General features: G+C 75.0%; 21 protein-coding genes and 1 pseudogene. 10 read left to right on the forward strand and 12 right to left on the reverse strand.

From position 1 onward, the window contains the following. Nucleotides 1-213: 213 nt before the first annotated feature. The 5 genes from C892_RS0102345 to C892_RS0102370 all read left to right on the forward strand — a co-directional run bounded on the left by C892_RS0102345 (nt 214) and on the right by C892_RS0102370 (nt 5,753). Entirely contained in the window at nt 214-750 is a 537-nt protein-coding gene (locus C892_RS0102345; protein ID WP_017555884.1) for an isochorismatase family protein, read from the forward strand. A gap of 979 nt (nt 751-1,729) precedes the next feature. Next, complete coding sequence (locus C892_RS0102355) at nt 1,730-2,062, forward strand: hypothetical protein (RefSeq protein ID WP_017537705.1); 333 nt, start codon at nt 1,730-1,732, stop codon at nt 2,060-2,062. Between the two features lie 112 nt (nt 2,063-2,174). Beyond that, on the forward strand, nt 2,175-2,651 hold the full coding sequence (locus C892_RS0102360) for a hypothetical protein (RefSeq protein ID WP_017555886.1): 477 nt from the start codon (nt 2,175-2,177) through the stop codon (nt 2,649-2,651). A 68-nt stretch (nt 2,652-2,719) separates the two neighbouring features. Next, nucleotides 2,720-4,012 (forward strand): site-specific integrase, encoded by a 1,293-nt coding sequence (locus C892_RS0102365; protein WP_017555887.1) that lies wholly within the window; start codon nt 2,720-2,722, stop codon nt 4,010-4,012. A 34-nt stretch (nt 4,013-4,046) separates the two neighbouring features. Beyond that, nucleotides 4,047-5,753, forward strand: a complete 1,707-nt coding sequence (locus tag C892_RS0102370; protein WP_017555888.1) for a hypothetical protein — start codon at nt 4,047-4,049, stop codon at nt 5,751-5,753. A 439-nt stretch (nt 5,754-6,192) separates the two neighbouring features. Here the strand turns inward: C892_RS0102370 and C892_RS32515 are convergent, their stop codons facing one another. Beyond that, a complete protein-coding gene (locus tag C892_RS32515; protein WP_017537709.1) occupies nt 6,193-6,696 on the reverse strand; it encodes a hypothetical protein in 504 nt (167 codons plus the stop codon). A 397-nt stretch (nt 6,697-7,093) separates the two neighbouring features. Between C892_RS32515 and C892_RS0102380 the strand changes: the two genes are divergently transcribed. Both C892_RS0102380 and C892_RS0102385 read left to right on the forward strand, forming a co-directional pair. Next, the gene (locus C892_RS0102380; protein WP_017555889.1) at nt 7,094-7,645 is read left to right on the forward strand and encodes an NUDIX domain-containing protein; all 552 of its coding nucleotides are present in this window, start codon (nt 7,094-7,096) and stop codon (nt 7,643-7,645) included. Nucleotides 7,646-7,675: 30 nt separating this feature from the next. Then, nucleotides 7,676-8,110, forward strand: coding sequence for an ankyrin repeat domain-containing protein (locus C892_RS0102385; protein ID WP_017555890.1), 435 nt, complete (start codon nt 7,676-7,678; stop codon nt 8,108-8,110). A 184-nt stretch (nt 8,111-8,294) separates the two neighbouring features. Here C892_RS0102385 and C892_RS0102390 read toward each other — a convergent pair whose 3' ends face one another. The 9 genes from C892_RS0102390 to C892_RS29875 form a co-directional block, all read right to left on the reverse strand. Next, the gene (locus C892_RS0102390; RefSeq protein ID WP_040685216.1) at nt 8,295-9,692 is read right to left on the reverse strand and encodes an amino acid permease; all 1,398 of its coding nucleotides are present in this window, start codon (nt 9,690-9,692) and stop codon (nt 8,295-8,297) included. 220 nt (nt 9,693-9,912) lie between these two features. Next, nucleotides 9,913-10,170 carry a hypothetical protein gene (locus C892_RS0102395; protein WP_239647233.1) on the reverse strand — a complete coding sequence of 86 codons (258 nt, stop codon included), beginning with the start codon at nt 10,168-10,170 and terminating at the stop codon, nt 9,913-9,915. 275 nt (nt 10,171-10,445) lie between these two features. Continuing rightward, nucleotides 10,446-10,847: a hypothetical protein gene (locus C892_RS0102400; RefSeq protein WP_017537714.1), complete on the reverse strand. Its 402-nt coding sequence runs from the start codon at nt 10,845-10,847 to the stop codon at nt 10,446-10,448. Further along, nucleotides 10,844-11,131, reverse strand: coding sequence for a ribbon-helix-helix domain-containing protein (locus C892_RS0102405; RefSeq protein WP_017537715.1), 288 nt, complete (start codon nt 11,129-11,131; stop codon nt 10,844-10,846). The genes C892_RS0102400 and C892_RS0102405 overlap by 4 nt, the downstream gene beginning before the upstream one ends. 171 nt (nt 11,132-11,302) lie before the next feature. Further along, the gene (locus C892_RS0102410) at nt 11,303-12,079 is read right to left on the reverse strand and encodes an alpha/beta fold hydrolase (RefSeq protein WP_017537716.1); all 777 of its coding nucleotides are present in this window, start codon (nt 12,077-12,079) and stop codon (nt 11,303-11,305) included. A gap of 32 nt (nt 12,080-12,111) precedes the next feature. After that, nucleotides 12,112-12,900, reverse strand: a complete 789-nt coding sequence (locus C892_RS0102415) for an exodeoxyribonuclease III (RefSeq protein WP_017555893.1) — start codon at nt 12,898-12,900, stop codon at nt 12,112-12,114. 20 nt (nt 12,901-12,920) lie between these two features. Then, nucleotides 12,921-13,967 carry a tyrosine-type recombinase/integrase gene (locus tag C892_RS0102420; RefSeq protein WP_017555894.1) on the reverse strand — a complete coding sequence of 349 codons (1,047 nt, stop codon included), beginning with the start codon at nt 13,965-13,967 and terminating at the stop codon, nt 12,921-12,923. Between the two features lie 235 nt (nt 13,968-14,202). Next, nucleotides 14,203-15,576, reverse strand: coding sequence for a DUF418 domain-containing protein (locus C892_RS0102425; RefSeq protein ID WP_017555895.1), 1,374 nt, complete (start codon nt 15,574-15,576; stop codon nt 14,203-14,205). Between the two features lie 963 nt (nt 15,577-16,539). Continuing rightward, nucleotides 16,540-16,731 carry a hypothetical protein gene (locus C892_RS29875; protein ID WP_017555896.1) on the reverse strand — a complete coding sequence of 64 codons (192 nt, stop codon included), beginning with the start codon at nt 16,729-16,731 and terminating at the stop codon, nt 16,540-16,542. A gap of 422 nt (nt 16,732-17,153) precedes the next feature. Between C892_RS29875 and C892_RS0102435 the strand changes: the two genes are divergently transcribed. Further along, on the forward strand, nt 17,154-18,302 hold the full coding sequence (locus C892_RS0102435; RefSeq protein ID WP_017555897.1) for a heparan-alpha-glucosaminide N-acetyltransferase domain-containing protein: 1,149 nt from the start codon (nt 17,154-17,156) through the stop codon (nt 18,300-18,302). Between the two features lie 171 nt (nt 18,303-18,473). After that, nucleotides 18,474-19,304, forward strand: a complete 831-nt coding sequence (locus C892_RS0102440; RefSeq protein WP_017537723.1) for an arginase family protein — start codon at nt 18,474-18,476, stop codon at nt 19,302-19,304. Between the two features lie 48 nt (nt 19,305-19,352). Here C892_RS0102440 and C892_RS0102445 read toward each other — a convergent pair whose 3' ends face one another. Further along, nucleotides 19,353-19,589 carry a hypothetical protein gene (locus C892_RS0102445; RefSeq protein ID WP_193374731.1) on the reverse strand — a complete coding sequence of 79 codons (237 nt, stop codon included), beginning with the start codon at nt 19,587-19,589 and terminating at the stop codon, nt 19,353-19,355. Between the two features lie 217 nt (nt 19,590-19,806). Between C892_RS0102445 and C892_RS0102450 the strand changes: the two genes are divergently transcribed. Continuing rightward, entirely contained in the window at nt 19,807-20,484 is a 678-nt protein-coding gene (locus C892_RS0102450; protein WP_040685218.1) for a hypothetical protein, read from the forward strand. 49 nt (nt 20,485-20,533) lie between these two features. Here C892_RS0102450 and C892_RS0102455 read toward each other — a convergent pair. Next, nucleotides 20,534-20,728, reverse strand: a pseudogene (locus C892_RS0102455) (stage II sporulation protein M); the annotation flags it as partial. Nucleotides 20,729-20,827 lie beyond the last annotated feature (99 nt).

Consider the following 20,827-nt stretch of genomic DNA (forward strand, 5'->3'; position numbering starts at 1 on the left):
CCGCCCCCAGCATCGGCGGCGCCGGTTTCGTTCGGCTTCCCGCGCGCTAACACACCAGCTCACACGCCCCGCCGAGAGGCGGATGGGCCCGGCGCGCAGACCGGCCGCACCCGGCCTGCGCGATCCCCGCCTCCCTGTCGGCCCCCTCTGATAGGAACGGTTCCCCTCGAGACCCGCGTCCCCGCATCGGCGGCCGACCCCTGGGAGGCAGCAGTGACCACCGCCCTCGTCCTCATCGACGCCCAGCAGAACATGCTGGTGGGCGATGAAGCGGTCCCCTCGGCACCCGATGTCGGCCCGGCCCTGGCCGGCCTGCTCGCCCGGGCGCGCGCCGCCGGGGCGGTGGTGGTCCACGTGCAGAACGACGGCGGCCCCGACGAGCCCGACGAACCCCACACCCCCGGCTGGGAACTGGTGCACGCCCCCGAGCCGGGCGAGCACGTGGTGCGCAAGGGCGAATGCGACGCCTTCGCCGGGACCGACCTGGCCGGCCTGCTGGCCCGGGCCGGCGTGCGCACCGCGGTCCTGGCCGGGATGCAGAGCCAGTACTGCGTCGCCGCCACCGCCCGCGGCGCCCTGGGGCAGGGCCTGGAGACCGTCCTGGTCGCCGGGGCGCACGCCACCTACGACGAGGACGAGGACGCCCACGCCATCTCCCGGGCCACGGAGCAGGACCTGCGCGCCGAGGGCGTGCGCGTACTCCCCGGCGCCGAGCTCACCTTCACCCCGCCGCCGGGCAGGGCCGGGTGACCGGCGCGGCCCGGCCGGGTCGAGGCGCCGCGGTCTTCCGCGTCGGCGAGGGCACGATCGTGAACGTCTCCTCCCACCAGGCCCGCCAGGCGTTCCCCGGGTGAGCCCCTCATGCCACTGCCGAGGCGGCGGTGAAAGGCTCACCCGGGCGCCGGCGATGGGGCACGTCCGGCGGGGGGCAGGTCAACGCGGTGGCGCCGGAATCGATCGCCACCGAGCGCCGGGAGGGCCATCTGCAGGCGCCGGGGCGGGAGGGGGCGAACGGGGAGGCGGGCGCAGATGGCCCGGGTGCATCCTCTGGGGCGGGTCGGCACGGCGGGCGGCACCGTGCCGACACACGACCCCGAGGCGCACGACCGGTGAACGAGCGTCCGCGCCTGTGGCCGCGCCGAAGAGCGGGCCCCGGGATGGAGGGGGAGCCGTCATCCCGGGCACCCACGTCATGCACTCTACGTGACGCATCGCCTACTCATAGGTGTTTTCCTTCAGGTGCTCCCTTGACGGCGCGCACCGTCCCCGGCCGCCCCTCCCGACCGCGCTCGTGCCCGTCGGTCACGCGTGACCGGGCCGACGAGCACGCGCCCCCTTCCGCGCCCGCCGCCTCGAAGCCGGTGACAGGCCAGGACGCGGAGCGTTACCGAAGGGCGGGCCCTGCCCGGCGGCTGAGGGTGTGCCGGCCGGGACGCCCCGAGGGCGGTCGAGCCCGGAACAGAGGGGGGCCAGGCTGACCTGGGGGAAGGGAAGTCGCACCCTTCCCAAGGGCGTGGCCTCAGGGGACTTCGGCCGCCCTGTGAAAGGCGTCCATGGCCACCACGCCCCCCCGTCCGCGCACCGCGGCGGCCCCTGTCCGGCGGGCGCAGCGGGCGGAAGGGCCGCGCGGCAGGGGTACCATGCGTTACCAGCGCCAGGCGGGCCGACCGAGCCCGCCTCCGTCTGCCTCCCTCGCCCGCCGCACCGCCTGAAAGGCACCCGCGACACCGTGCGTCCCACAGACAACGGCGACCGCCCGCGCCGCCTGCCCACCGGCACCAACACACGCCACCCCGCCGGAATCCGCATCGTCGCCGCGGTCCTGGCCGTGGCAGCCCTGGTCCTGGGCCCCGTCGGCTATGTCAACGGCGTCTCGGCCGGCGCCCACTCGGCCGCCGAGTGGTACACCCTGGGCTTCGCCGCCTCGGCCGGACTGCCCCTGCTCGCCGCGGCCATCACCACCGTGGCCGGCGACCGCCGCGCCGCCCTGTGCAGCATCGCCCTGCTGGCCTGGCCGCCGGTCTACATCGCCGCCGTCCACCTGGCCCCCGGCCCCGCCTGACCCCCCGGCCCGTCGCACCCCGGGGCCGCTCTCCACACGGCCCGACCAGGCCCGACCGGCCACTAGGGTGGGCGCCGACCAGGCGCACACCACGGGGCAGCGGGGGAGGGGCATGTCGCCCAAGAAGAAGAACAAGAACAAGCGCAAGACCGCCGAGCAGGCCCCCCGGCCCCCCGAAGGCGCCCCCCGCACGCCCGCCGGCACCGCCACCTCCCGGCGCCGCACCCCCGTGCCCCTGGACGAGCCCAAGGCCCGCTGGCCCGTCGCCCTGTGGACCCTGCTGACCCTGGCCTGGCTCGGCGGCACCGCCCTGTTCTTCATCCTCGTCCTGGCCGAAGGCCTGGCCATGATGGACGACCCCGAGGTGGCCGACGCCTCCCTGCGCTCCACCGCCTGGTACCTGACCGGCATGCTCGTGTGCGCCCTGGCCGTCCCCCTCGCCGGCGCCGCAACCGCCGCCCTGATGCGCCGCACGATCGCCGCGGGCCTGTTCGCCCTGGCCACCGCCGCATCGGCCATCGCCCTGTTCACCCTGGCCTCCCCGGCCGAGCTGTTCCAGGCCCTGCGCGGCGGCCTGGGAGGCGCCTGATCCGCACCCGCCCCGCCCGCGGCGCGCCCGGGACACCGCGCGCCGCGAATACGCCATCATGGACCACCGTGGGCGCAACGACACCGGACCAGAACCCCCCCGAACCCGACGACCACGGCCCCGGCGCCGAACCGGGGCCAGAGCCCGAGGCCGAGGCGCTGCCCGTGCCCGCCGAGGTCCGCCACCGCCTCGACCAGGTCGCCCACAGCGTCCTGGTCGACACCCGCGCCCTGGACGAGGTCCGCCGCCGCTTCGACGCCGACCAGGCCGGGGCCCTGGCCCGCTACCTGGCCTCGGCCCAGTCGCCCAACACCCTGCGCGCCTACCGCACCGACTGGGTCGCCTTCACCGCCTGGTGCATGGCCGAGCACCGCACCAGCCTGCCCGCCGACCCCGTCGACGTCGCCGTCTACCTGGCCGCCGCCGCCGACACCGTCCGCCGGGACGACCCCGCGCGCTGGGCGCTGTCCCCCTCCACCCTGGAGCGCAAGGCCGCCGCCATCGCCGCCGTGCACGGCGCCCACGGCCTGCCCTCGCCCACCCGGTCCGAAGTGGTGCGCCTGACCCTGCGCGGCATCCGCCGCCGGCGCCGCGCCGCCCCCAGCCGCAAGCGCCCCGTGCTGCTGCACACCCTGGCCACCCTGCTCGACCACCGCCCCGAGCCCGGACACCCCGCCGGCGCCGCCCGCGCCCGCGACACCCTGCTGCTGCTCACCGGCTTCGCCGGCGCCCTGCGCCGCAGCGAACTGGCCGCCCTGACCTTCGACGACGCGGCCGTGGACACCGACCCGCGCACCGGCGACCCCCTGCTGGTGCTGCGCCTGCAGGCCACCAAGACCGACCAGGAGGCCCGCCGCGACCAGCAGGTCGCCCTGCCCCGCGGCCGCCACCGGGCCACCTGCCCGGTGTGCGCCTTCGCCGACTGGGCCGAGCTGCGCACCGCCCTGCGCGACGGCGGCCCTGCGGCCCTGCGCCGGGCCCTGGAGGAGTGCGCCGAACGCGAACAGGACCCCCGCCCCGCCCACCGCTGCCACACCTGGACCGGCACCGACCTGGCCGACGGCACCGCCCGCCCCCTCTTCCCGCCCGTGGACCGGCACGGCCGCATCGGCGACCGCCCCGTCTCCGGGCGCGCCGTGGCCGAACTCGTCAAGCGCTACGCCCACCGCGCCGGACTGGACCCCCAGGCCTTCGGCGGCCACTCCCTGCGCGCCGGATTCGCCACCCAGGCCGCCCTGTCCGGGGCCGCCGACCGCGAGATCATGCGCCAGGGCCGCTGGACCAACCCCCGCACCGTCCACGCCTACATCCGCACCGCGAATCCGCTGGAAGACAACGCCGTGACCCGCCTCGGGCTGTGATCTCCCCGTGTCTGTTATGTGCAAGGATGCCGGGGTGATCGATGAGTTTCGCGCGGCATTCCAGGAGCTGATCGACGCCTCCGTCGCATCCGACACCGAGCGCTTCCCCGAAGCCGTGCACCGCGTCTACAACCTGGCCCACCACGTCCCCACCGAAGAGCAGGAGCTGGCCCTGGAGGCCCTGGGCACCCTGCTCTCCGGCGGCCACACCGGCCCGGGCATCACCGCCGACCTGTGCGTGGTGGCCGGCGCCCTGGTGGAGTCGGGCGCCATCCCCGGCGAGACCGGCACCACCGTGGTGCGCCTGCTGCGCACCATGGGCCAGGGCGCGGCCGTGTTCCTGCACGCCTGGAACTCCGCCGGCGCCGGAGCGGTCCCCGACCCCGACGAGGTCACCGCCCTGGCCGAGCAGACCGTGGCCGCAGAGCTGGGCGAGACCGCCGCCACCGCCACCATCTGCTGGTGGACCGTGCGCCGCCACGTGCTGGCCGCGGCCACCATGATGGCCGACCACCGCGTGCGCGCCGCCGTGCGCGCCGACACCGCCCTGAGCGCCGAGCTGATCGCCATCTCCAACCAGCTCTCGGCGGTCCTGGAGGAGTTCGCCGAGATGCGGGCGCTGCTGCGGATGACCGGCGCCACCTCGGCCCTGGTCCTGGACCGGGCCACCGGACGCGGCTTCCGGGTGTTCTTCGAAGGCATCGGCGACAACTTCCAGCTGCACGCCCTGCTGGCCGACGCCCTGGTGGGCGAGCAGGGCCAGGGGCTTCCCGGGCACCGCCCCGACCCCCGCTGGACCGCGGCCTTCCGCGACGCCGAACCCGACCCCGCGGCCGGCCCGGTCAAGGGCTGGTGGAACATGGTGGCCCTGGACGGATCCTGGGTGTGGAACGAGGGCGTCCCCGCCGACATCCCCACCCACGACGGCGAGCACGTGCTGGTCCTGGATCCCCAGCCCTTCCCGCGCTCCTGGAACGCCCGCAGACGCCATCCCCAGGTCAACGGCTGGCTGGAGGTCGACACCGAGCTCGACGCCCAGGAGGCCGAGCAGTGGTGGGCCCGCGCCTCCGCGCCCTCCGACACCGCCTCGGGCTCCTTCGACGCCTTCGGCCGCCCGCCCGCGCCCGCGCCCGAGCCGGCGGAGCCGGCCGCCTGCGAACCCGTCCCCGGGGGAGGGGAGGAGCAGGCCTCCGGCCCCGCAGTCCCCGAGGAGCCGGCCCCCGGGCCCGAGCACGCCCCCGAGGCGCCGCTGCCGGGCACCGGGCCCGTCGAATCGGGTCTGGGCCCCTGGCCCGGCTACGGCGAGGCGACCGGCGCCGGGGCCGAGGACCCCGCAGGGGACCAGGTGCCCGACCCGGTTCCGGTGCCCCCAGCGCCCGAGCCCGGGAAGGCCGGCGCCGACGGGGGAGAGGAGCCCGCGGACGGGCAGGACACCGGGCGCAACGACCGGCACGGGCAGGGCCCGGCCGCCGAGCAGCCCGCCCCCGAGCCCGAGCCTGAGGGCGATGCGGAGGCCCGGGACGGCCGGGAGGGGGGGCGGCAGGAGCCCGAGCCCGCTCCCGAGCCCCATGCCGCGGCCACCGAGCAGATCCCGGTGCTGACCGAGGAGATGCTGCGCGCCTACGACGAGTCCCGCGCCTCCCGGGAGGAGCCCGATCAGGACCCGCCCGGCAAGCGCATCATGCCGCCGCTGCCCCCGGGCGTCTCCAACAAGTCCGGCTGGGGCCCCACCTGGCGCTGAGGGCGCGCCTGAGCCGCGCGCCGGTGCTCGGACAGCTCCGGGCTCCGGGCGGCGCCGCACGTGGTCGAACCGCGACCTCGGGCGCCCTCATCGGCCGAGGGGGAGCACGCAGCCGTCTCGTGGAGGGTTCGCGCCGAGGTGAGCTTCCTGAGCCGGGGATACAGGCGGTGCGCGCGAGGCTTCGCTGAATCGCGACCGGAGAAACTGAAACGCCTCTCACCCGGACACCGAAGAACCACTCGGACCAGCGGTGATTCCGGGTTCAGGCGTGACTCGTCCGCCTCCGCCCGGTGCCGGCGTGCCGATGGCGCCCGCGCCGATCGGCGGCCGCCCGCGGGGTGAGCGGCCGGCCGTGGCAGGTCGGCCCTGTCCGGCGAAGGGGAGGGCCCACCGCCCGCCCTCGGGCGGTGGGCGGCCGCGCCGGGTGCGGGCAGGCCCCTCAGACGGCGGGGCGGCGCTGGGCGCCGGCGGCGCCCCCGTCCTCGTAGTCCTCGTCGTAGAGGCCGTCGAAGTACTCGTCCGGGCTGACCCCGCCGTGCTCCTCGCGCACCCACCGGGAGGGCACCATCAGGGGCGCCACCAGCAGCACCGCCAGCGGAAGGAACACACCCAGCTCCAGCAGGGACAGCGCGCCCTCCTGGCCCGGCACCCACCCGGGGACCCGGTCGGCCAGCCCCGGGCGCAGCACCGCGGTGGCGCTGGCGGCCATCAGGGTCAGCCCAGCGATCCCCGGCAGCAGGGGCGTCAGCCGGGGCCCGACCAGGACCACGGCCACCACCAGCGCCAGCGCGCACAGGCCGCCGGCGGTGACCGCGCCCGCAGGGCCGGCGAAGGTCCCTCCGGCCCCGTTGAGCGCGGCCAGGCGGGGCTGGGCCCACCCGACGCCGAACACGACCAGCGGGGCGAGGAGGAGGCCGACGAAGAATCCGACGAAGTGGCGCACGGAACAGCTCCTCTCGAAGTCGAGCCTGCACCATAGCGACATTCGCGGCGTCTTGGGCATCTCGGACACCGGGAGTGACCAGCGGACCGACCGCGAACGAGCCCCACCGCGGCCCCGATCGCCCGCTCAGCCGACGCTGTCGCCCCTGAGCGCGCCGAGGCCCGCACCACGCACGGTAACCGCCACCCGGGGCTGCCGAACCCGCCGAACCCGCGCTGCCGCCTGCACAACGCCCCCCTGCCGCCTCCGCCCGCCCCGCACCGACCGCCAACGGGCCCGCCCTGGGCCCCAAGTCCCGACTTCGAGCCCTGAAAGTCCCCATCCCGACGAACCCCGCCCCGGCGCGGGCACCCGGACCGCACCACCCCAGAGCCCCTCCGACCGGTAGCCTGCCCCCATGGGTGACGCCCCCGACGCTCCGCCCCGGGAGACCGACCCGGCCCCCGGCGCCGACCCCGCCGCCGAGACCGCCTTCTACGAGAGCCTGCCGCGGGTGCGCGGCGCCGCCACCGCCCTGCTGCGCGAGGCCCCCGGCGGCCGCGTCCTGCTTGTCGACCCCGTCTACCGCCCCGGCTGGGGCCTGCCCGGCGGCGTCGTCGAAGAGGGAGAGTCCCCACTGGCCGCCTGCATCCGCGAATGCACCGAAGAACTGGGACTGCGCCCCCACCTGAACGCGCTGGTGGCCGTCGACTGGATCCCCCCGCACACCACCCCCAACCGGCGCCCCGCCCTCATCCACGTCTTCGGCGGCCTGCTCCCGCCCCGCGCCCTGGACCGGCTGCGCCTCCCACCCGACGAGCTGGCCGCCGCCGAACTCCTCACCCCCGAACAGGCCGCCGACCGCCTGCCCGCCGACCTGGCCCGCCGCACCGCCCGCGCACTGCAGGCCCAGGACGCCGGCACCACCGTCTACCTCGAACACGGCCGCCCCGCCCCCTGGACCGCCTGAGCGGCCACCGGCCCCGCGCCCTTTAGGCTGGTGGGCGTGAGCAACGACCCGCAGCGGTCCGGCCCGGACCCCACCGACGACCCCGACGTGATCGAACTGGCCACCCGCGTGTTCAACTTCGCGCGCACCGGCGACAGCGGCTCCCTGCGCGCCTACCTGGACGCGGGCGTGCCGGTGGACCTGACCAACGACAAGGGCGACACCCTGGTGATGCTGGCCGCCTACCACGGCCACCACGAAGCGGTGCAGGCCCTGTGCGAGCGGGGCGCCGACGTCGACCGCCTCAACGACCGCGGCCAGTCGCCGCTGGCCGGGGCCGTCTTCAAGGGCGAGGACCAAGTGGTGCGCACCCTGGTCCGCCACGGCGCCGACGCGGCCGCGGGAACCCCCTCGGCCGTCGAGGCGGCCCGCATGTTCGACAAGCAGGAGTTCCTGGAGCTGTTCGCCGAGGGCGCCCAGGACTGAGGCCCCGAAGGCGGGAGCGGCCGACAGGCCGATGGGCCACGAGGCCGAGGCCACGCGCCGTCGCCGCCGCCCCGGGGCACAGGCGGCAGGGGAGGGCGGCCCGACCCGCAGCCCGCCAAACGAGTGGTGGGGGCGACGCCGCGCGTCGCCCCCACCACGTCGAACACCCCTTCCGGCGGCCGCCCTACCGGTCAGCCCCCGCCGCCGCCCCACCGGAACCGGGGGCCGCCTCGCGCCCGTCGGCGCGGGTGTACAGCGGCTCGGAGCTGACCGGCGTCCGCCCCAGCCGCCGCCGCAGCTCATAGGCCACCAGCACCACCGCCACCGACAGCAGCGTCGCCAGCAGGGGAGTGCGCTGGTCCGGAAGCACCGCCATCGCGCCCAGCACCGCCACCAGCGCCACCAGCACCGCCCACGACAGGTACGGGAAGCCCCACATCCGGAACCGCAGCCGCTCGGGCTCCTCACGCCGCATCCGCGCCCCCATCACCAGCTGCGAGGCCACGATCACCAGGAACAGCACCAGCAGGATCGCGCCGATCGAGGCCACCAGGAACCCGAACACCGCATCGCCCCACAGGTAGTTGCCCACCACCGAGGCGTACCCCACGCACGTGCCCAGCAGGATCGCCCGCGCCGGAACACCCCGCCGGGTCACCGCCGCCAGCCCCCGCGGCGCATCCCCCTGCCGGGTCAGCACGTGCAGCATCCGCGAGGAGGTGTACAGCGCCGCGTTCAGCACGCTCAGCACGGCGATGAACACCACCACCTCCATCACCAGCGGCGCCGCCGGCACCCCCACCGTCTCCATCACCGACACGAAGGGGCTCTTGAGCAGCTCGGCGGTGTCCCAGGGCACCACCGCCACCACCACCAGGATCGAGGCGATGTAGAACAGCGCGATCCGCCACAGCACGTTGGTCGTGGCCCGCGCCACCCCCTGCTCGGGCTCGTCGCTCTCACCGGCGGCGATCGTCACGATCTCCACGCCCCCGAAGGAGAACAGCACCACCACCACGGCGGCCAGCACCGCCGCCCACCCGTTGGGCGCGAACCCGCCGTGCGCCCACAGGTTGGACAGCGTCACCCCCTCGCCCCCGCCGGGCCACAGCCCCAGCGCGTACAGGCCGCCCAGCACCAGGAACGCCACGATGGTGGCCACCTTGATCAGCGAGAACAGCGACTCGGTCTCCCCGAACACCCGGACCGAGATCAGGTTGGCCCCCGTCATCACCACCAGCAGCAGCAGCGACAGCAGCCACCCGTCCAAGGGCACCCACCCCGAGAGCATCGCCGCGCCGGCCACCGCCTCGGCCGCCACCAGCACCGAGTACATCCACCAGTACAGCCACCCGATGGCGAACCCGGCGCGCGGGCCCAGGGCCAGGCGCGCATAGTCGGAGAAGGAGCCGGAGGCCGGCCGCGCCACCACCATCTCGCCCAGCGCCCGCAGCGTCAGCAGCACCAGCGCACCGGCGATGGCATAGGAGACCACGGCCGCCGGCCCGGCGGCATGGATCACCGCACCCGAGCCGATGAACAGGCCGGCGCCCACAGAACCGCCGATGGCGATCATCGCCATATGGCGGCGGCGCAGCGTGTGCGCCAGGCCCGGCCTGCCCTTGCCCTGAGCGGAAGAGGTCGTCGTCGGCCCCGTTTCGGGGGAATCATCGTGCGAGGTCACAGCCCCCGAGGCTACGCCGTGCAGCCGCCCCGGCACCGCACCGGGGCCCCGCACCGGCCGCCCCCGCGCCCGAAAGTGACCAAGATCATCGCCCTGCGCCGCCCGGCGGCGCCGCGCCTCACCCCGGCGCGCCCGCGTCCCCCTCGCCGGGCCCGCGCAGCGGCCGCATCGCCTTCTCGGCCTCCTCCTCGGTCAGCACCCCGTTGCGGGCCGCCGACCGCAGCGTCTCCTTGGCCAGCAGGATGTGCTGGCGCGACCTGCCCCCGGGCCGCGTGATGCGCCCGTCCCGCCACAGCGGCTTGAGCGCCAGGTAGGCGTGGGCGTCGCTCATCCACCCCTGGTCCAAAGCCGACAGAAGATCCTCGCGTGCGCTCATGGCCTCATCAACCGCCCCGTCGTCACCGACAGCGTCCCGGCGCAAGCACGGACGCACCGTGCCCCCGCCAGAACCGAACGTAGCGACCCCGCACCCCCGCGCGCGGCCGAATCGGCCGAACCCGACGACATTTCCTCCCCTGGGACCACGGCGTTCACCCCTACGCCGCCGAACCGACGCCGCCACGGAACCCCGCGGCGCCCCGCAGACCGCACGGCGGGGCCGGGAGAGAGAGCCCCCCGGCCCCGCCGCCGTCCTCCGCCGATGGGCCGCGCCTAGGGAACCTGCTCCACGGCCACATCGGGCAGCCAGGACTCCCACGCCTTGGCCCCGTGGGCCACCACCACCGGCCACCCCCGGTACGCCGAACTCGCCCAGATCACATGGGCATCGGCGGGGGACAGGCCGGTGCCCTGCCACCGGGTGACCAGGTGCGCGACCGCCTCGGCCTCACCCCGCCCCAGGGCGCCGAAGGTGAACACCGGTGCGTCCAGGCGCCCCCGGGCCGCCTCCGCGCGCTCACCCGGAAGCCCGCTCAGCGCCTGCACCAGCGCCAACGCGGGCACGTGCAGGGGCACCACCTTGCGCTTGGCCACGCCCACCAGCGCCGACATGTACACCGACCCCTCCACCCACGACGAGATCGCCGAGGCCGTCAGGATCTTCCCGCCGATCACGCCGCCGCCCCGTCCGGGCCGGCCTCGCGGGGCCGGGACTCACCGGTGAGGCCCAGCGCCCATTCCATGGCGCGCTCGAACTCCTCCGGGTCGCGCTCGCGCGCCTGCTGCAGGTCCTGCTCGATGAGCACCCCCGCGTTCTCCTGCCGTCGGAGCTTGTCGGCCAGGGCCTCATTGACCACGGACGACACCGACCGCGCCTCGCCCGCCTCCACCGCCTGCTCCGCCCACGCCAGAAGCTCGGGGTCCAACGTCACCGTCACGCGCTTCTTCACCTCGCTCATACTTTCATCATACTTACTCGTCCGCCCCAGACCCTGGAAACCGGCCGGGCAGACGACGCGAAGCTACCGCCTCCCCATGCCCCACCTCAGGAAAACCACCGACACCGCCACCGACACACCAAAAAAGAGGCGGCCCGAAAGCCGCCCCTCCACGAAAACGCAGCCGCGCCCTCACCCCGACGCCGGCCCCTCCAGCACACGCGCCTGCCCCTCACCGCCCTCCACCGGACGACGCCCCTCCCGAACCGACACCACATCGGCCGCATCCGCCACCAACCGCGAGAAATTCAACGGCTGATCCAGACTCACCATGTGCCCCGCCCGCGGAACGTTCACCAACCGCCCCTGCGCACACGCGTCCATGAACCGCTTCTCATGAATCCGGAAATGATCCCGCGCACCGTTCACCAACCACACCGGCCCCGGATACGCCCCCAACGCCCCCAACACGTCCATGTCCGCGATCTCATCGATCACCGACCGCGCCGCCTCCATCGCCAGACCACCGCCCAGCACCGCCTCGGCCCCCTCACCGCGCAGCGTCAACCGATGGAACCGCTCGTTCACCGACTCACCCTTGTCCGGCAGCACATCCAGCAACGCCGTCGGAATCCGGTACACCTGCGCCAACGACTGCGCCGGCCGCGCCGTACAGCTGGCCGCCACCAACCCGGCCACCCGCCCCGGACTCGCCGCCGCGGCCGCGATCGACACGAACCCCCCCAGACTCAACCCCACCAGCAGCGCACGGCCCCCCACACCGTCCACCGCATCCAGCACCGCATCCACCGCACGCCCCAGCGAGAACTCCTCACCCCGACGCTCACCGTGCCCCGGAAGATCCGGCGCCACCACCCGGCGCCCCTCCTCCCGCAAGTGCTCCACCTGCGGACGCCACATGCTCCCCGACACCCGCAACCCGTGCACCAACACGATCGCAACGCCCATGCCGACATCCCATCCCTTCGAACGGCCCGCACTCAGCAATAGGACACCGTCACCGGCGCATGGTCCGACCAACGCGCATCATGCGAGGCCGCACGCTCCACACACGCCCGCTCCGCCCGCGCCGCCAGCCCCGGCGTGGCCACCTGGTAATCGATCCTCCACCCCGCATCGTTGTCGAAAGCCCGCCCCCGGTACGACCACCACGAGTACAGGCCCTCCACACCCGGATGCAAAGCCCTCACCACATCCACATACCCCGCCTCGTCGAACACCCGCGACAACCACGCCCGCTCCTCGGGCAGAAACCCCGAACTGCGCCGATTGCCCCGCCAGTTCTTCAGATCCGCCTCCCGATGCGCGATGTTCCAGTCACCGCACACCACCAGCTCACGCCCGGCAGCCTCCACCTCGGCCCGCCGCCGCACCAGATACGGCCAGAACGCCTCCATGAACCGCTCCTTCTCCGCCTGCCGCTCCGTACCCACCTCACCCGAGGGCAGATACAGGCTCCCCACCGAAACCGCCCCCACGTCCACCTCCACATACCGGCCCGACCCGGCGAACTCCTCCGCGCCGAACCCCACCCGCACCGCATCGGGATCCGCACGCGAGTACACCGCCACCCCCGCACGCCCCTTCACCGCCCCCGGCGCCAGCACCACATGCCACCCCTGCGGAGCCGCCACCTCGGCCGGCAGCTGCTCGGCCAGCGCCCGCACCTCCTGCAGACACACCACATCGGCCCCCGAAGCACCCAGCCACTCCGAGAACCCCTTGCGCGCCGCCGCCCGCAACCCGTTCACATTCACCGTCGAAATCACCGAAGACACGGCCCCACACCCTAGTGCGCCCCCTCCGCGGCACCCGCACCCTCCGACAACCGCCGCAGAACCCCATAGGTCCGGTTCGACCGCGCCGCCTCCCGCTGCGCCGACGCCGTCACATCGATATAGGACTGCGACGACGTCAACGACGTATGCCCCAGCAACCGCATGATCTCGGTGACCGACGCCCCGTCCTCGGCCAACCGCGTGGCGAAGGTGTGCCGCAGCGCATGCACCAGCGTCCCCCGCGCCACCCGGTCGTTCACCCCCGCATGCTTGTAGCACTGCCGCACCAGGTACTGCAGACCGCCCCGGCGCAGCCCCTCGCCCCGGTTGTCCACCAGCAGCGGATCCCCGCCCCGCACCCGCACCCCGAACCGCGCCTCGCGCGAAGCCAGATAGGCCTCCAACAACGCCTCCAACGGCGGCTCGATCGGCAGCGACCGCGTCCGGCCCCCCTTGCCCACCACCCGCACCCGCCGCTCACCCGGACGACCGCCCACCGACTCCACCCGCAGCCCCAGCATCTCCGCCGACCGCAACCCCGTCAGCAGAGCCAGCGCCATCACCGCCATGTCCCGCTCCGGCCACGGATCCCGCGCCCGACGGCACCCCGCCGCCAACGCCTCCAGCAACCGCTCCGGGGTGTCCTCGCCCATCAACGGCTTGGGCTCGCCCTGCCGCAGCCGCGGACGCCGCACCGCCTGCATCGGATTGCCCGCCAGGGCCCCCTCCGAGACCCAGAACCCGAAGAACCCGTTCCACGTCGACCAGGCCCGCACCACGCTCGACGGCGCCCGCTCGGCCGCGAACTCCGCGAACGCCCTACGCATCACCTGCGCGTCCAGCTCCTCCAGGCCCACCCGCTCCTCCGGGCGCCCCAGACCCTGCGCCGCACACTCCAGCACCCCCCGCAGATCACGCCGGTAGGCCGCCACCGTGTGCGGCGACGGCTTGCCCGCCATCCGCGCCACCAGGTACTCCTCCACCGCCTCGGCCGCCGACCGCCCCGGCGCGCCCCCGGCCCCCTGCACAGAACCTCCAACGAACTCCGCAGTGCTCATGCCCCCAACCCTCCCCGATCCCGAACCCGCCCACCACACTGGCCCCGGGCGTTTTCGAACACCCCGGCCACCGCTGTTCGACCGCAGCGCGGCCGCCCCGCCGCCCCGCGCCGGACCGCCCCGGGGCAGGGGAGCGGCACCCCCTCCACCCACGCCACGACGAAGGGGCCGGACGCCCCGCGCCCCGCCCCTGCCCACGCCTCCGGCACCCGGCACGACCGCCGGGCGCCCGCACTCACGGAATGCGCTTGGCCACCCACATCGACACCGCGTGCAGCGGCCACTCCAACGGCCCGCGCCGCACCAGCAGCCGCCACACCGTCGCGAACACCAGTGCCCCCACCAGCACCGTCAGGTCCAACCGGTCCGACACGAACGCCAGCGGCGTCCCGTCCACCAGCCCCGACCCCGCCAGCCGGATCACCAGCACATGCCCCACATAAGTGGTCAGCGCCAGCGCACCCACCGCCGCCAGCGGATACACCGCCCACCGCAGATACGGCGCCACGATCAGGCACAGCCCCAGCACCGCCAGCGCGATGCCCCCGGCCCCGTACACCTCGAACGGCGTCCCGCTGTGCCCCGAGGACACCAGCAGCCACGCCCAGTCGTTCACCGGCACCGTCCCGGGGAACCCCTCCCGCAGCGCCTCGCCCACGCTCGACGCCCCGCCGTAGGCCTCCATCGCCGAGGCGTCGAAGGACCCCTCCAACCGGGCCCGCCCGCCCAGCTCCAGCGCCGCCCAGGAGGCGGTGTAGGCCACCGCGGCAAGGCCCGCGCCCACGCCCACCAGCGACCACTGCACCGCCCGGCGGCGCAGCCGCAGCCGGCCGACCGCCATCCCGGCGAGCACGAACGGCATCCAGGTGATGGCCGGGTAGGCGCCGGTGATCAGGAAGTTCACGAACCCGTCCCCGGCCAGGGACACCAGCGGGTCGTAGGAGTCGACCGCGCCCACCGGGCCCGCGAGCGGCCCGCCCGAGATCAGGTCGCGCAGGTAGAAGGAGACCACCGGCCCCAGCACGCCCAGCACCGCGGCGGTGCCGGCCACGATCTTCCAGCGCTCGCTCATCAACGGCGCCGCCAGGACGAAGAACACCGCGTAGTAGGCCAGGATCACCGAGACAGGGGTGCCCAGCATCGTCAGCAGGGTGCCCACCGGCAGCATGATCAGGCCGCGGATGACCACCCGCCACAGCGCCACGCCCATCTCGTGCCCGGCCTTGGGGGAGGGACCGCCCGACAGCAGGGCGATGGACACCCCGGCCAGCAGCGCGAACAGCGCCGCCGAGCGCCCGGACACCAGCCCGTACAGGGCGTTGCTGCCGTCGGCCAGCGTCCAGCCCACGCCCACGTGCACCACGAACATGCCCAGGACCGCCAGGCCGCGGGCCACGTCGATGCCCACCAACCGGTCGGCCGCGGGGCGCCGCGGCGCCCCCGGGGCACCGGAGGCGCCGGAGGCCTCGGTGGGGGGAGGGGAGGGGCGCCCGTCGTCGTGCGCGGCGGGCGCCGGGCGGGCGGCCTCGGGGCCGTCCGGGGCGCTGTCGGTCGGGGCGGCGGTCTCGGCCGCACCGTCGCGAGGGGAGGGGCTGATGCTGTTCGACACCCTTCGAGCATCGCGCGCCCGGGGGAGGATTGCAGGGGTACAGGCGGCTTGTGACCGGTTGTGGCCGGAGCGCGGCACAGAGGCGCGGCGGGGACAACGCAAGGGCCCCTCCGCGCGTCCTACCGACGGCGCACCGCCCGGCGGACCTGGCGGTATGACCGTTATGCCAAGAATGCCCCAGTTTCATGCATAACGTACTTTATGCATGAAACATCGATCGCCCCCCGAGGGCCCAGATCCACCCCGCGGCAGGGACTCTGGGGCTTGGCACTCTTTTTACCTGCGGGAACGCCGCGTCTTCACCTCGAACTGCACGTCCACCCCGAGGGGCCCCGGGCGATCCGGGGCAGGGGGGCGACACGGCTACGCCATGGGGGCGGAGCGCCAGGGGGTGCCGAGCATTCGCCGTCGCACGGTCACCGCCTTCCGAGCCGCGCCCGCCGGAGTCGTCCGCATCGCACAGGCGGGCCGCCGGCGCAGTTCGGCCGGCACGGCTGGTCGAACCTGACAGGAAGCGCAGCGCCCGGCCGTCCGGACGCACACAGAGCGCGGACGGAGGCTCCGGGCGCGTGGCAGCAGACAAGCGATCTGCGAAGTGGGTCAGGTACGGAGACCCGAGCCGGTCGGACGTGCCGACCCGCCCCGGCGACCCGGTGTTCGCCCATTGAGGCCCTGGGCCTCAGAGGCCGCTCACGAGGTCGACCGAGGTCGGCCAGCGACGTGAACCCCGATGCGCTGCATGCCTTCTCGCACTGGCGCGCCACGGCCTACGGCGCCTCCGGCGGGGCGTGCACCGACCGCGCGTGGAGCACCGGTGGGCCGGTGAGCGAAACGTGCGCACGCGAACCGCAAGCGCGAGAAGCCCTGGGCAACCCCTCTTCCAGGCGGGTACTCGAAGCGCCGATAATCAGCATTATGTCAAGTTGAGTCCGGTGGAACCCTCCCCGTCCGCCGGGCGGCCTGTCAGTGCACCGGCGCGAACCGGCTGACCGTCCTGTGCCCGAGTGCGAAATCGAGCATCGGGAGGACGAGCTCATCGAGGCGACGACCTTCGCCGGGGCCGATGCGCTCGCGGTCATGGTCGGCGAGCTGTGCCTCAACGCCGCCGACGGCCATTTGCCGGTGCGGGTGCGCGACATCGAGTCGACCGGGCACGGGGCCTCATGTGAGCGGACGGCGCTTGGCCGAGGAGTGCGTGCAGTGCCGGATTCGGCGCCGACGCCTCGCCTGTGGAGCCTGCACTCCCCTCCCCCTCCGGCGTGGGCCCATGGCGGGTTTCCGGGCCTGGACGGCGGCGGCACGGAGGACCGTTTTCGCAGGTCACCGTCGCGTGATCCTGGCCACTTCTCCCCTGGTGCCCGGTCGCTCGGGCGTGCGGGAAGCGCGGCGGGGGCGGGATCCTGCGGGTCGGCGGCACCGACCCGCAGGGTTTGCCTCCTCGGGGGCGCGACTTACCCTTTACGGCGGCATATCCCCCTGTTTGCCTTCGCCGTGCCGCCCTGCACTCTCGCACCACGGCCTTCTCACACGCTCCCGCTCCCCCTTCGGCCGCCCCGCGCGGTCAGGAAGGCCCCCGCTTGACCACCGCTGCGCCCCTGCACGCCCCCGCCCCGCCGTCCGCTCCCGCCGAGGGCGCCGCCCGGCTGGGCGGACTGGACCTGGCGCGCGCCGTGGCGGTGCTGGCGATGTTCACCGTCCACCTGGGCGCCCCCTTCACACCCGAGCCCTTCCAAGAGGCCGTGCGGACCCTCTCCCACGGGCGCTCCTCGGCGCTGTTCGCGCTGCTGGCCGGGGTGGCGCTGGCGATGATGAGCGGCCGCACGCGGATTCCCGCCGGGGCGCGCCTGGCCACGGCCCGGCGCCGGATCGCGGTGCGCGCCGGGTGCCTGGCGGTGGTCGGCCTGGTGCTGATCCGGCTGGACACCCCGGTGGCGATCATCATCGCCCACTACGGGGGCTTCCTGCTGCTGGCGCTGCCGTTCCTGGGAATGTCCGCGCGGCGGCTGCTGCTCGTGGCCGCGCTGTGGGCCCTGGTCGGCCCGCAGGCCTCCTATCTGGCGCGCGCGGGGCTGGAGGGGGTCGCGGCTGGCGGTGCGGCCGAGGCGCTGGCGGTCTCCACGGGCGCCGCGCCGTTCCTGCTGACGGGCATGTTCCCCGCGGTCTCCTTCCTGCCGTTCGTGCTGGCAGGGCTGGCGCTGGGGCGTGTGGACCTGGCCGAGGGGCGGGTGCGGGCGCGTATGGCGGCCTGGGGCGCGGTGCTGGCGGCGGTCGGGTACGGCGGGGCGCGGCTGGCGCTGTGGTGGCTGGCCTCCCCCGCCGAGGCGGCGCGGGTGGGGGCGCACACCTACTTCCACGGTGCGGTGCCGCTGGAGGGCCCGGCCTGGCTGCTGACGAGCGTTCCGCACAGCGGCACCACCTTCGAGGCGGCCGGGTCGGCGGGGGTCGCCGTGGTCGTGGTGGCGGTGTGCCTGGAGGCGGCCGATCGGGCGCCGCGCGCCCTGGCGCCCCTGGCGGCGGTGGGGGCGATGTCCTTGACGGTTTACGTGGCGCACGTGCTGGGCATCTGGGCGGTGCGCTCGGCCGGATGGTGGGAGTGGCCGCTGCTGGCCGAGGCGTTCGCCGTCGCGGCGGTGGGCGGGGCCTGGGCCTGGCGTGCGCGGTGGGGCAAGGGGCCGCTGGAGCGGCTGGTGGCCGGGGCGGCCCGCAGGGTTCCGTCGCGGGCCTAGGGCCGGGTCCGGAGGGGCCCGCCCGGCAGGGCTGCGGCCGTCTCGCCGCCGGGCACCGGGCCCGGCCCAGGAGCGGGAACCGGTTGTCCCCCGGGGGTGGCCGCTGTCGGTCGCCGGCCTTTCGCGCCGGATCCGGTGCGGGGCTGGGGTGTGCGGTCCTAGGGTGGGTCCATGGTCTGGCAGCGCGACGTCGATCTGGTGGTGCCGCTGTGGCAGGGAGGCGATGACGTGCGGGTGGCGCCGGGGGCGGCGGCGCTGGCGCGCCAGGTGCCCTCCGGCGGCAGCAGGCTGCACGTCTCGGTGACCGACGGCCCCCGGCGGGTGGTCGGCGGTGTGCTGAACCTGGAGACGGTGGCCGAGACCCAGCGCCAGCTCGGGGACCGCCTGGCGCGGCGGGATCCGGCGCGCACCCTCACGCTGGGCGGGGACTGCTGCTCGGATCTGGCGGCGGTGCGGCACCTGGCGGCGCGCTACCCCGGGATGGCCTGCTACTGGGTGGACGCGCACCCGGACCTGAACACCCCGCAGTCCTCGCCGTCGGGGCGGGCGCACGGGATGGTGCTGCGTGCGCTGCTGGGGCAGGGCCATGCGCGGCTGACCGGTGCGGGTGCGGCGCTGTCGGCCCGTGATGTGACGCTGGTGGGCACGCGCGCCTTCGATCCGGCCGAGGAGGAGTTCGTGCGGGCGCACGGGGTGGCCGTGGCCGGTCCGGAGGCGGTGGAGGCCGACCCCGACGGGGTGGCGCTGCGGCGCACGGCGGGCAGCCCGGCGTATGTGCATCTGGATGTGGACGTGTGCGACCCGGCCGAGGTGCCTGCGGTGGCGTGCCCGGAGCCGGGCGGGCCGTCGGTGGAGGCGGTGGCCCGGGTGCTGGCCGCGCTGGCGCGCCACCACGAGGTGGTGGGGATCGGGGTGTGCGAGTACGCGCCGGTGATCGAGCACGATTCCAAGCGGTTGAACGTTCTCCTGTCGGCGCTGGGGCTGTGCGAGCCGGTCTTTTAGCCGGTGGTGCAGGGCCGGTGCCGGAGTCGCCCGGTGGGCGGGGTGCCGTCAGTCGTCGCGGGGCCCTCCCCCGCCGGTGCGGGGGTCGTCGGCGTCCTGCCGGTCGAGGAGTTCGTTGAGGCACTGCAGCAGGCGGATCTGTGCGGGGTTGTACATTTCGGCCACCGCGTGGGCCAGCACGTTGCGGGCGGCCTCGGCCCCCTGGGGCGAGCCGGCGGTCGGGTCCGCCGACTGCGGGTCCTTCTGCCGTGCCTTGCGGACCACCGGCGCCATGCGTGCGGCCAATCGTTCGATGGCGGCATCCTTCCTTGTCCGCGGCCGCCACGGTACCGCGCGCCGGAGTTGGCCGGGTTGACCCTGCCCCGAGGGCAGGCCTTGTACTGGGCTCGGCGCCCCGGGCGGGGGCGGTGGGCGTTGCGGCCGCCTCCTGCACCTGTGGTCTCCCGCCTGCGCGGGGCCCGGGCCGTTTCGTGGATGGGCCGAACCCCGGGAGGTGGGCGAGATGGTCGAAGGTCTCAGGCGGCGCCGGTGGCGCGGCAGGGTCGGGCCGGGCGACGGGAGCGCGCTGGCCGAGTACCGCATCTGGCAGGTGTCCACGCGCTCGCTGTTCTTCCTCGACACCGCGGGCCCGGCGGGCGGGCGGTGCGTCTTCGCGGTCGACGTGCGCCACCTGGTGGACTCCAAGTCCAAGCGGGAGCAGGAGGCCGGGGCGGGTAAGAGCCCTGCCGCGCTGTACCGGGACGGCCTGCAGGTGCACCGCTCCAACCTTCCGGCGGCCTTCCCGGTGCCCGGCGGGGTGGTCGAGGTGGCCGCCTCCCCGTTCGGGCTCAAGCGCATGCGCTATGTCGGCGACGACGGCGCCGAGTTCGCGCTGCGCCCGCACCCGCGTTCGCTGGAGGGGCTGCGGGAGCGGCTGGGCCGGCGGTATCCGCGTGCGAGCGCGGTGGTGGGCGCGGTGTCGGCGGCGGTGCTGCTGGCGGCGCTGGCCGTGGGGCTGCTCCAGGGGGCGGAGGTGCTGACCCGTCCCGAGGCCGTGGCCGAGCAGGTGGGCGCGTTCGCCTCGCCGGTGCGCCTGCCGGTGTGGGCGAACGCGGCTCTGGGCGCGGCGGGGTTCCTGGCCGCTTTCGAGCGCGCCTCCCGCCTCCGGTACCACTGGCTGATCGACTCGGCCGCCTGTTGAGCGGGGCCGGGCGGGCCCGGGGCGGATCGCCTCCGCCCCGGGCCCGTGGTCAGCCCGCCAGCAGGGGCGGGACCAGGTAGATGATCTCGAAGGCCTCGTAGAGGGCGCCGATGACGAACAGCGCCAGTGCGGGCAGGCTCAGCCATCCGATCTGTCGCAGGCCGTGGAGGTAGGCCCGGCGCCGGTTCGGGGCGCCGACGGCGCCGGGGCGGATCCAGGACCTTCCCAGCAGGTAGGCGCCCAGGTGGGCGCGGATGATCTGGAAGGGCCTGTGCAGGGCTCGCATGTGTCCTCACTCGGTGGCGTGTGGCGGGTGGCGAGCCGTCCGGGCCGTCGCCGGGCG

The organism is Nocardiopsis baichengensis YIM 90130 (genome assembly GCF_000341205.1).
GTDB classification, from domain to species: Bacteria; Actinomycetota; Actinomycetes; order Streptosporangiales; family Streptosporangiaceae; genus Nocardiopsis_A; species Nocardiopsis_A halophila.